General features: G+C 72.7%; 13 protein-coding genes. 8 read left to right on the forward strand and 5 right to left on the reverse strand.

What is annotated here, in order from left to right:
- Positions 1 to 11 precede the first annotated feature (11 nt).
- From CF165_RS34835 to CF165_RS34850, 4 genes are all read right to left on the reverse strand, one after another.
- Positions 12 to 245 carry a S1 RNA-binding domain-containing protein gene (locus CF165_RS34835; protein ID WP_093951830.1) on the reverse strand — a complete coding sequence of 78 codons (234 nt, stop codon included), beginning with the start codon at positions 243 to 245 and terminating at the stop codon, positions 12 to 14.
- 175 nt (positions 246 to 420) lie between these two features.
- Positions 421 to 1,434 (reverse strand): LLM class flavin-dependent oxidoreductase, encoded by a 1,014-nt coding sequence (locus tag CF165_RS34840; protein ID WP_093951831.1) that lies wholly within the window; start codon positions 1,432 to 1,434, stop codon positions 421 to 423.
- Positions 1,435 to 1,470: 36 nt separating this feature from the next.
- A complete protein-coding gene (locus tag CF165_RS34845; protein WP_093951832.1) occupies positions 1,471 to 1,863 on the reverse strand; it encodes a DUF6221 family protein in 393 nt (130 codons plus the stop codon).
- A 243-nt stretch (positions 1,864 to 2,106) separates the two neighbouring features.
- Complete coding sequence (locus CF165_RS34850) at positions 2,107 to 3,123, reverse strand: DNA polymerase domain-containing protein (protein WP_093951833.1); 1,017 nt, start codon at positions 3,121 to 3,123, stop codon at positions 2,107 to 2,109.
- Positions 3,124 to 3,172: 49 nt separating this feature from the next.
- On the opposite strand from CF165_RS34850, the gene CF165_RS34855 reads away from it, so the two are divergent.
- From CF165_RS34855 to CF165_RS34890, 8 genes are all read left to right on the forward strand, one after another.
- On the forward strand, positions 3,173 to 3,835 hold the full coding sequence (locus CF165_RS34855) for a TVP38/TMEM64 family protein (protein ID WP_093951834.1): 663 nt from the start codon (positions 3,173 to 3,175) through the stop codon (positions 3,833 to 3,835).
- A gap of 119 nt (positions 3,836 to 3,954) precedes the next feature.
- The gene (locus CF165_RS34860) at positions 3,955 to 5,613 is read left to right on the forward strand and encodes a serine/threonine-protein kinase (RefSeq protein ID WP_093951835.1); all 1,659 of its coding nucleotides are present in this window, start codon (positions 3,955 to 3,957) and stop codon (positions 5,611 to 5,613) included.
- A gap of 53 nt (positions 5,614 to 5,666) precedes the next feature.
- Entirely contained in the window at positions 5,667 to 5,972 is a 306-nt protein-coding gene (locus tag CF165_RS34865) for a hypothetical protein (protein ID WP_205661049.1), read from the forward strand.
- Between the two features lie 19 nt (positions 5,973 to 5,991).
- Positions 5,992 to 6,414, forward strand: coding sequence for a peptide-methionine (R)-S-oxide reductase MsrB (gene msrB / locus CF165_RS34870; RefSeq protein ID WP_093951837.1), 423 nt, complete (start codon positions 5,992 to 5,994; stop codon positions 6,412 to 6,414).
- An 89-nt stretch (positions 6,415 to 6,503) separates the two neighbouring features.
- Positions 6,504 to 7,415 carry a TIGR04222 domain-containing membrane protein gene (locus tag CF165_RS34875; protein ID WP_093951838.1) on the forward strand — a complete coding sequence of 304 codons (912 nt, stop codon included), beginning with the start codon at positions 6,504 to 6,506 and terminating at the stop codon, positions 7,413 to 7,415.
- Between the two features lie 66 nt (positions 7,416 to 7,481).
- Positions 7,482 to 8,381, forward strand: a complete 900-nt coding sequence (locus tag CF165_RS34880) for a TIGR04222 domain-containing membrane protein (protein ID WP_093951839.1) — start codon at positions 7,482 to 7,484, stop codon at positions 8,379 to 8,381.
- A complete protein-coding gene (locus tag CF165_RS34885) occupies positions 8,374 to 9,174 on the forward strand; it encodes an MbnB/TglH/ChrH family RiPP precursor modification enzyme (protein WP_093951840.1) in 801 nt (266 codons plus the stop codon). Before CF165_RS34880 ends, CF165_RS34885 begins: the two co-directional genes overlap by 8 nt.
- On the forward strand, positions 9,171 to 9,509 hold the full coding sequence (locus tag CF165_RS34890) for an SCO6045 C-terminal-like domain-containing protein (protein WP_093951841.1): 339 nt from the start codon (positions 9,171 to 9,173) through the stop codon (positions 9,507 to 9,509). Before CF165_RS34885 ends, CF165_RS34890 begins: the two co-directional genes overlap by 4 nt.
- Here CF165_RS34890 and CF165_RS34895 read toward each other — a convergent pair.
- On the reverse strand, positions 9,506 to 10,020 hold a 515-nt coding region (locus tag CF165_RS34895), incomplete at its 5' end, for a CoA transferase (RefSeq protein WP_205661050.1). The two genes, CF165_RS34890 and CF165_RS34895, sit on opposite strands and share 4 nt — an antisense overlap.

The raw sequence follows: 10,020 nt of genomic DNA on the forward strand, positions 1-10,020 counted from the left end.
GGCCCGTCAGCTCACGCCTTCACCAGGCTGAACCGGCGGCGTTCCACGTCAATGCTCTCGATGCGGACGGGCAGCCGGGTCCCGGCGGGCGGCACCTCGGCGGCGCCGGTCACCAGCAGGCCGTGGATCCCCGGGGCCACTTCGACGAAAGCGCCGAACGGCAGCACCCGCGCCACGACGCCGTCGAGCACGCCGCCCTCGGCGTTGGCCGCGACGAACTGCGGCCAGGAACTGTTCTCGGACATGCGATTCACCTCCTTCCCGCGCACGTTCCGATCACTTCGGACACGTACGAGGAGGCGGCGGCCCACGCGGCCGCCCGGAGGTCACGGCTCAGCCGGGTACCCCGTCTGCTCACGGCTCGAGGCCGACCCGGCAGTCACGGAAAAAGGATACCTCTCGTAAGTGGTAAAGCGGGTTCTAACCCGCGATACCACTCACGACGATCCCGCGCAGACCGGCTAGTTCGGCGAGGGCCGCGAAGGAATCGAGCCGCGCGGACTGGTCGTGGGCCGCCGTCGTCGCGAGGACTTCGTCGGCGCCCGTGGCCGAGACCAGCGAGCCCACCCGGTCCGCCACCTCGGCCGGGGTGCCCGAGATCTGGCCGTCCAGGGTCTCCTCGAGCCGGGCGCGCTCGCGGCCGGTCATCGGCATGGCCAGGATCTCGGCGGGCGGCGAGAGCGGCGGGAAGACACCGTGGGAGCGCGAATACACCGTCGCCCAGGCCTCCGAGACGAGCAGCAGGCGCGCGTCCGCCGCCGAGTCCGCCACGGCGATCGCCGTCGACACCACGACGTACGGCTCCCGCGCCCACTCGGACGGCCGGAACCCTTCGCGGTAGCGCGTCACGGCCTCGGCCAAGGCCCGTTCGCCCCGCACCGGCGCGATCACCAGCGGCAGGCCGAGCTCCGCGGCGAGGTCCGCGCCGGACCCGGTGGCCAGCAGGAACGGCGGCACGCGCAGTCCCTCGGCGGGGTAGGCGTGGACGCCCGGGAAAGCGTGTTCTCCGGTGAAGAACCCGAGCAGCTCCCGGATCTGCGCGCCGAAGTCCTCGGCGGCCTCCTTGCCGTGTCCCAGCGCTTCCCGGACACCGGCGGTGAAGCCGACCGACCGGCCCAGCCCCATGTCGATCCGGCCGGGGTGAAGCGCTTCCAGGACGCCGAACTGCTCGGCGACGACGAGCGGCCGGTGGTTCGGCAGCATCACCCCGCCGGTGCCGACGCGGATGCGGCCGGTCGCCCCGGCGACGGCGGCGGCCAGCACGGTCGGCGCGGACCCGGCGACACCCGGCACGCCGTGGTGCTCGGACACCCAGAACCGGTGGTAGCCCAGCCGTTCGATGTCACGGGCGAAGGCGACGGTGTCGCGCAGAGCCCGCGCGGGCCCGCCCACCCGCCGCACGGGCGAACGGTCGAGCACGGAAAACAGCGTCACACCGGGTGCAACGCGCGGCCCGCGGCGGGATTCCCGTTACGGGCGCCAGCGCTCGCTGTAGTCCGGGTGGTCGGCGTAGGGCAGGGCCAGCAGGCGCAGCGTGACGCACCAGTTGGAGCCGGCCTCGTCGGCGGGCACGTGGCAGGTCTCACACCAGTATTCGCTGCCGTAGAGCGGAAAACCCGGGACCTTCTCCGACACCGTCGTGCGGTGCGCGAGCAGGATCCGCCGGGTGGCCTCGATCTCGTTGATCATCTGGTTGACGACGTCGAGCTCGAGGTCGGTCAGCCCGCGGATCTTCTGCTCCACGGCGACTTTCGTCTCGCCGCGGTTCATCGTCTCGCCGGCCTTCGCCTTGTTGACGGCCTGCATGATCAACGCCTGCCGCGCGCCCACACGCGCGGCGAGGAATGCGATCAGGTCGTCCACGCAGGGCCTCCTCCTCGAACCCGCCCCCGGGCATGCCCCGGAGAGTCGCCGATTCGGAACGGCACGTTACGCCGTCGACGACCATGATCGTGACAACGAACGCGGCCGTGCAACATTTGTGACCCGAAAGGCGACAGCGGGCGTTTGCGTGATCACTCCGCGCATTGCGGCTGCGGCAATCGGCGCAGCGTGGGCGGGCATTCCGGTGGCGCTGTGGCTCCTGTTACACCTGCCGGGTCCGGATCAGTCCGGACGCGCTTTGCTCGGCTGGACCCGCTTCGGCTCGCCCGGCATCTTCGGGTAGTCGGGCGGGTACGGCAGATCGCCGAGACCGTGGTCCCGCGCGTCGCGTTCGTACCACTCCAGCGCCGTCTCCAGGCCGAACGGCTCGTCGTCCATCCCGGCGTGGAGGTCGCCGTGCTCTTCCAGGAACGCCGGGATCGTCAGGACGTCGAAGTCGTCCGCGTCCACCTCGTCCAGCAGGTCCCACGTCAGGGGCGTGGACACCGTCGCGCGCGGGGTGCCGCGGACCGACCAGGCCGAGGCCACCGTCCGGTCGCGGGCCGCCTGGTTGTAGTCGAGGAACACCCGGCCGGCACGTTCCTCCTTCCACCACGAGACCGTCGCCTTGTCCGGGATGCGGCGCTCGACTTCGCGGCCGAGCGCGATCACCGCGTGGCGGACCGCGACGAAGTCCCACTCCGGCCGGATCCGCACCAGCACGTGCACCCCGCGCCCGCCGGACGTCTTCGGGTAGCCGGTCAGCCCGGCGTCCGCCAGCACCTCGCGGACCACCCGTGCGACCTCGACCGCGTCGGCGAACCCGGCGCGGTCCGGCGGGTCGACGTCGATGCGCAGCTCGTCGGGGTGGTCGGCGTCCGCGCGGCGCACCGGCCACGGGTGGAAGTCGAACGTGCCCAGGTTGGCCGCCCAGGCGAACACGGCGGGCTCGGTCGGGCACACCTCGTCGGCCGTGCGGCCCGACGGGAAGGTGATCCGGGCCGTCTCGACCCACGGAGGCGCGCCCTTCGGCACGCGCTTGGCGTAGAACCACTCCCCCTCGACGCCGTCGACGTACCGCTTCAGTGTGGTCGGCCGCTCGCCGATCGCGCGCAGCAGCGGCCCGCCGACGGCGATGTAGTGCTCCACGACCTGCCGCTTCGTGATGCCTCGCTGGGGGAAGTACACCTTGTCCGGGCTCGAGACGCGGACCGTGCGGCCGCCCACCTCGTACTCGACCGGGTCACCGTGCTTGGGCATGCGGCCACGCTAGCGGTGATCGCGCTCCTCGGCCGGTAGGCTCGAACGGGTGTCCGGCCGCACCAAGCTGATCGTCGCGCTCGCCGTGCTCGCCGCCTTCGCGGCGGCCGCGGTACTGGTGCCGATCCCCGGTCCGGCCGACCTGCGGGCCTGGGCCGCCGCCACCGGTCCCGCGACCCCGCTCGTCCTGCTCGTCGCATACTCGCTGCTCACCGTGGCGCCGATCCCGCGGACGGTGTTCAACCTCGCCGCCGGCCTGCTCGTGGGCACCACGGCCGGGATCGCGATCGGCCTGGTCGCCACCACCATCGCGGCCGGCCTGTCCTTCGGCCTGGCCCGCCTGCTCGGCCGCGACCTGGTCACCCGGCACCTGCACCGGTCTGCGGTGAAAACGGTCAACGACCGCCTTTCGGACGGCGGTGTCCTCGCCATCACCTCGCTGCGGCTGATCCCGGTGGTGCCGTTCGCGCCGTTCAGCTACCTCTGCGGGGTATCCTCCGTGCGGCTCTTCCCGTACCTGGCCGGTACGCTGCTCGGGAGCGTGCCCGGCACGGTCGCCGTGGTCGTGCTCGGCGACGCCCTGACCGGCGACACGCCGCCCGCGCTGCTCGCCTGCTACGGCGTGTTCGCGCTGGCCGGGGCGATCGGGCTGGTCAAGGTGTTCAAGAAGCGGGCACCGGCCGAACCGGAGCCCGCCGGACCGGCTGGCTGACGCGAACTCCCGCCCGGCCGACCGCTACACTCGATCGGGTGCGCGAAGCGGAAACGCGCTGAGCAGGGCCACCATCACCGGGAATTTCGTCAGGAGCAGTCGCCATCGACACCGGTCAGCTGATCGCGGGGCACTACCGCCTCGTCGAGCACATTGGTAGCGGTGCCATGGGAGTGGTGTGGCGCGCGACCGACGTGCGCCTCGAACGCACCGTCGCGATCAAGCAGATCCTCCCGCAGCCGGGTGTCTCCGAGCCCGAACGCGACAACATGCGCCAGCGCGCGATGCGCGAGGCGAAGAACGCCGCCCGGTTCCAGCACCCGAACGCCATCGTGGTGTTCGACATCGCCGAGCACAACGGCGACCCCTGCCTGGTGATGGAGTACCTGAACGGGCCCAGCCTCTCCACGATCCTGGCAGAGGAGGGCACCCTGCCGCTCGGCCGGGTCGCCCGGATCGGCGAGCAGGTCGCGTCCGCGCTGGTGGCCGCGCACCGCGCCGGGATCGTGCACCGCGACGTCAAGCCGGGCAACATCCTCATCGACGAGACCGGCACCGCGAAGATCACCGACTTCGGCATCTCGCGCGCGGCCGGCGACATGACGCTGACGGCGACCGGCCTGATCGGCGGCACCCCCGCCTACCTGGCGCCCGAGCTGGCCCGCGGCGCCGACCCGGTGCCCAGCTCCGACGTCTTCGCCCTCGGCGCGACCCTCTACCAGGCGATCGAGGGCACCACGCCGTACGGCAACACGACCAACCAGCTCGCGCTGCTCTACGCGGCGGCGAACGGCCAGATCAACCCCCCGGTGCAGGCGGGGGCGGCCACGGCGCTGCTGATGAGCCTGCTGCGCAGCGAGCCGGCGGAGCGGCCGAGCATGGCCGAGGCCCGCGAACGGCTGGCCGCGCTGGCCAAGACCGAGCCGGGCGGCATGACGGCGTCGCCGCCGCTGCTCGCCGGCGGCGCGGGCCGCAAGCCCGCCGCACCCGCGGACGGCGGCGAGCGCCCGCCGTGGCAGCGGACCGAGAACCAGGCGCCCTCGTCGCCGCCGGTCGGCACGCCCGTCCCCGCGGCCAAGACGCCGTCGAACCCGCCGCGCCCGACCGCGGCGTTCATGCCGATGCGGTCGCCCGCCGCGCCGCCGAACACCCCGCCCAGACCGATGCCCGCGGCCTCGCCGACGGCCAGGGCACCCCAGTACTCGTCGAACACCCCCAAAGCGGACAACAAGCGCAAGTACGCACTCTTCGCCGGGGGCGGCGCCGCGGTCGTCGTGGTCGCGGTCATCGTGTTCCTGGTGCTGAACTCGGGTGGCGGCGGGGGTGCGGCCAACAACCAGGCCGGCCAGTCACCGGGCAGCCAGCCCACCGCGGGCCAGAGCACGTCCAAGACCAACAGCTCGAGCAGTGCCGCGAACGCGGCCGGCAAGCTGGGCCAGACGCCATCGGAAGGCCGGATCACCGACTACGGTGCCGCCGGCCGCGCGCTCACCGCGTTCTACGACAACCCCGCGGGTGGCTGGTCGAAGCTGACCCCGGCCGCGCAGCAGGTGTACGGCAGCGAGCAGGCCTTCACCGACTACTGGGCGAACAACAAGGCCCCCAACTACACCACCGCCCGCGCCGACAGCGGCGGCGGGAACAGCGACGGTTCGATCACCATGAACCTGACGGTCAACGGCCAGCGCAACGGCTACCGGATCGTCACGGTCGGCGGCCAGATGCTCATCGACGCCGACACCAGGCTCGGCCCGCAGTCCTCGACCTCCGGCCAGTGAGACTTAACGCGCCGCTGGTGGGCTGACGCGCGCGGATGGCCTACCGTGGTGGTATGGCCGACGACGGAGCTTCGCTGCCGGGCCAGAATCCTCGCTTCCACGAGGATCTGGTCGGCCTGGACCCGTACGACCCGGAGGCGCGCGCGTTCGCCGAGCACCTCGACCGCATCGAACGCTGCGGCCCGAACTACACCATCGAGGCCGCGCTGGACGGCGTCGCCGACTTCGCCGACTCCAGCAACCGCCTCGGCGGGCTGCGCTACTGGGTGTCCGCCCTGATCGTCGTGCTCATCGTGCTCGGCGTGATCGTGGCCGCATGGGACATCGTGGTGCACGCCCTCGCCTGGCTCGCGGCGTAACGTGGATCGGGTGAAAGGTATGAAACCCGTTGTCGGCGCTACCCCGCGCGTCGTGAAGTCCGAACAGGAATGGCGGGCGCAGCTCAGCCCGGACGAGTACGCCGTGCTCCGCCAGGCTGGGACCGAGCGGCCATTCACCGGTGAGTACACCGACACCAAGACGACCGGCGTGTACGAGTGCCGCGCGTGCGGTGCCGAGTTGTTCCGCAGTGACACGAAGTTCGAGAGCCACTGCGGCTGGCCGTCGTTCTTCGACCCGGCGGACTCCGACGCCGTGCTGCTGCGCGAGGACCGCGCCATGGGCATGAAGCGGATCGAGGTGCTCTGCGGCTCGTGCCACAGCCACCTCGGGCACGTCTTCGAGGGCGAGGGCTACCCGACCCCGACCGACCAGCGGTACTGCATCAACTCCATCTCGCTGAAGCTGGTCCCCGAGTCGTAAAAACCGCCAGCCTAAATCCTCCTTAAGGGAGCAACCGGCCGCCCTTCCTCGAACGTGGTCTCCGCACACGGACGAGGGAGGGCGGACTCATGACCGACACCTGGGGCATTCCCGGACCGGTGTTCACGGGTCTCTACCTGGGCCTGATGCTGGCGGTGGCGTTGTACGGCGCGATGCGCGCCAGGCGGCTGTCACAGGGGGACGGCGCAGCCGCGCCAGAGCGACCCGAGGAATTCGCGCTGCTGACCGGCGGGCGTCACCGGCTCGGCGAATTCGTCGTCGCGACGCTGCTGGAGCGGCAGATCATCCGCATCGACAGCACCGGCAAGCTGCATCGCGTCCGCGACACGGCGCCGGACGACCTCGGCCGCGCCGCGCTCGTACACGTCGGCAAAACCGGGAATTCGGTCACCCGGGTGGCCGACGACGTGGGACAGCACTCCTCGGTGGCCGGGCTGGAAGCCGGGCTGGCCGCCCGCGGCCTGCTGACCGACGTCCGGGCGGTCCGCCTGGTCTGGGCGACCACGGCGGTGGCCTACTGGGCGCTGGGCGTGCTCGGCGTGTCCCGGCTGATCGCCGGGTCGGCCTCGGGCCACCCGGTCGGCTATCTGATCCTGCTGCTGGTGCTGAACACCGTCGCGGCCATCGTCACCACAGTCGGTGCCGCGAACCGGCCGCAGGTCAAGATCACCGCCGCCGGGCGGGCCGCCGCGGAGAAAGCCCGTCGCGCCGGGACGCTCACGGCCGGGGCGGCCGGCACCGTCGCGTCCCAGGGCCTCGGCGGGCACCCCGACAAGGACGTCCGGCTGGCCGTCGGCCGGGCCGTCCGGCAGGCGGCCGCGCAGGTATACCGCCGTCCCCGCAGCACCCACTGGGCGAGCGCCGGCGGCGGCGCGGCCGCCGGCTACTACGGGGGCGGAGGCTGCGGTGGTGGCGGAAGCAGCTCGTGCGGCGGCGGCGGTGGCTGCGGAGGCGGTGGCGGCGGAGGCTGCGGCGGTTGAAACGCCGACGCGAGCGCTTGCGTCTCACAGCTACGGTAACCGCGACACACTGAGGGGAGACGGGCGATGACCGACCCGTGGGGCATTTCCGGACCGGATTTCGTGGTCCTCTACATCGTCTTGCTCGGCGCGATGCTGCTGGTCCGGCTCGTCGTGTCCAGGCTCGCCGGCGCCCGGGCACTGCGGGCCGACCAGGCCCGGCCCGGGCCGCCGCCGACCGTCTACCAGCTCGCCTACCTGGCCGGCGGTCCCGACCGGGCGGCCGACGCGGCGGTCGCGGCGCTGGTGGACCGCGGCCGGCTGCGGGTGAACAGTTCCAAGCAGGTCAGCCAGGCCGGGATCCGGCCGTCCGAGCCGCTGGAGCAGGCGGTCTTCGACGTGGCGAAGCTGACGACGACGACCTCGGCCATCCGCGCGCACGTCCGCGGTTCCGCGGCGATGCGCGCCTTGGAGGACAGCCTGGACCGGCAGGGCCTGCTGTCGTCCACCGCCGCGTTGCGGCAGGCCAGGACGTTCGGGGTGGTCCTGCAGCTGGCCTTGCTGGTGCTGGGCGTCGCACGGCTGGTCAACGGCATGTCGCTCGGCCGTCCGGTCGGGATCCTGGTCTTCCTCGTGCTGGTCGCGGCCGTGCTGACGGTGGTCGCCGCGGTGCGACGGACGAAGACCGGTGCCCGGCAGCCGTCGGCCGCGGGCCACCGCGTGCTCGGCCAGGCGCGCGCGGCGGCGTCCGGGCCGGTCCCGGCCGGGATGCTGGCCGGTGGCGTGCTGCTCGGCGGCGCGGCGGCCGCGGTCGCGCTGGGCGGCTGGGCGATGTACCCGGACGAGGAGATCAGCGCGGCGCTGATGCCGCCGGCCGCGTCGTTCGGCGGTGGTGGCTCGTCGGGGTCGTCGTGCAGCAGCGGGTCGTCGTGCTCGAGCGGCTCTTCGTGTGGTTCGTCGTGCGGTGGAGGGGGCTGCGGTGGGTGAGCTGGGCATCGGGATCGGCTGGCGGCACGAGCTCGACCTGTCCATCGCACGCCTGCCGGGGGTGGACTGGGTCGAGGTCGTCGCCGAGAACCTGCACGCGGACCACCTCCCGGAGACGCTGGTGGCGCTGCGGCGTCGTGGCCTGCCGGTGCTGCCGCACGCCGTCTCGCTGTCCCTCGGCGGCGCCGAGCCGCTCGACACGGGCCGTGTCCAGCACCTCGCGGAGATCGCGCGGGCCCTGGACGCGCCGCTGGTCAGCGACCACGTGTGCTTCGTGCGGGCCGGCGGGCTCGACTCGGGGCACCTGATGCCGGTGCCGCGGACGAAGGAGGCCCTGGAAGTACTGGTGGCGAACGTCCGGCTGGCCCAGTCCATCGTGGACGTCCCGTTCGCGCTGGAGAACATCGCCGCGGTACTCGACTGGCCGGACGCCGAGCTGACCGAGGAGCAGTTCCTCACCGAGCTGACCGAGCGGACCGGCTGCCGGCTCATCATCGACGTCGCGAACCTCTACGCCAACGCCCGCAACATCGGCACCGACCCGGCGGCGTTCCTCGACGGAATCCCCTGGGAGCGGCTGGCGTACGTCCACATGGCGGGCGGCGTCGAGCGCGACGGCGTCTACCACGACACCCACGCGCACCCGGTGCTGCCGGAGGTGCTGTCCCTGCTGACGGAACTCCGCCGCCGCACGGACCCGCCGGGAGTGTTGCTGGAGCGCGACGACGACTACCCGCCGGACGACGAGCTGGCGGCGGAGCTGGCGGCCCTGCGAGCGGCGGTGACGCCGTGAGCCGCCCGGAGCTGGCCCGGCGCCAGGCGGAGCTGCTGCACGCACTGCTGGCGGACGGCCCGGTCCCGCCCGGCTTCGACGCTTCGCGGCTTCGCGTCGAAGCGAACGTGCTGCGGCGCAAGCACGGCCGGGTGCTGGCGTATCAGCGCCCGGAACTGGCGGAGACGCTCGGGGACCGGTTCGGGCCGCTGTTCGCGGAGTTCACCGCTTTCCGGCCGAAGCGGGACACCGAGCGGTCCGGGGCGTACGCGGACGAGTTCGCGACGTGGCTGATCGGGGGCGGCCACCTGCCGAAGCCGAAGCGGGGCTTGCGCGACCGCCTTCGGCGGCGCTAGGGAGTCCAGGTCGGTTTGTCGACACCGGGCAGCCGCGTCCCGAAGTCCCAGTGCGGTTCCGCGCCCGGCAACCCGCCGGCCATCCGGACCCGGGTCAACCGCCCGTACCCGCTGTCCGCGTCCTCCATCAGGTCGCTGTAGTCCACCTCGGCCGCCGCGGGATCCTTGCGGCCCAGGGAATCCAGCCAGCGGCCGGTGCCGGCCAGCGAGAGCCGGGCGCGCCAGGTGCCGCCGTCGGTGACCTGGCGGTGCAACGCCGTCATGACCGCCGCCGCCGTGAGCCAGCCCGTCGCGTGGTCCAGCGCCTGGACCGGCAGCGGGGACGGCCCGTCCGGGGACCACGCCATGCCGTTGGACATCTGGACCAGGCTGTCGAACCCGCGGCGCCGCGCCCACGGGCCTTCCCACCCGTACGCGCTCAAGTCGGCGATCACCAGGCCCGGACGCAGCGCAGCAAGCTCCGAAGGCCCGAAGCCGATGCGTTCCAGCGCGCCCGGCCGGAACGACTGCA

The sequence above is a fragment of the Amycolatopsis vastitatis genome (genome assembly GCF_002234595.1).
GTDB lineage: Bacteria > Actinomycetota > Actinomycetes > Mycobacteriales > Pseudonocardiaceae > Amycolatopsis > Amycolatopsis vastitatis.

Coding starts and splice junctions, on each gene's coding strand:
- CF165_RS34835 (WP_093951830.1), bottom strand. CDS start 245: ATGTCCGAGAACAGTTCCTGGCCGCAGTTCGTCGCGGCCAACGCCGAG.
- CF165_RS34865 (WP_205661049.1), top strand. CDS start 5,667: ATGGCCGACGACGGAGCTTCGCTGCCGGGCCAGAATCCTCGCTTCCAC.
- CF165_RS34850 (WP_093951833.1), bottom strand. CDS start 3,123: ATGCCCAAGCACGGTGACCCGGTCGAGTACGAGGTGGGCGGCCGCACG.
- CF165_RS34880 (WP_093951839.1), top strand. CDS start 7,482: ATGACCGACCCGTGGGGCATTTCCGGACCGGATTTCGTGGTCCTCTAC.
- msrB (WP_093951837.1), top strand. CDS start 5,992: ATGAAACCCGTTGTCGGCGCTACCCCGCGCGTCGTGAAGTCCGAACAG.
- CF165_RS34875 (WP_093951838.1), top strand. CDS start 6,504: ATGACCGACACCTGGGGCATTCCCGGACCGGTGTTCACGGGTCTCTAC.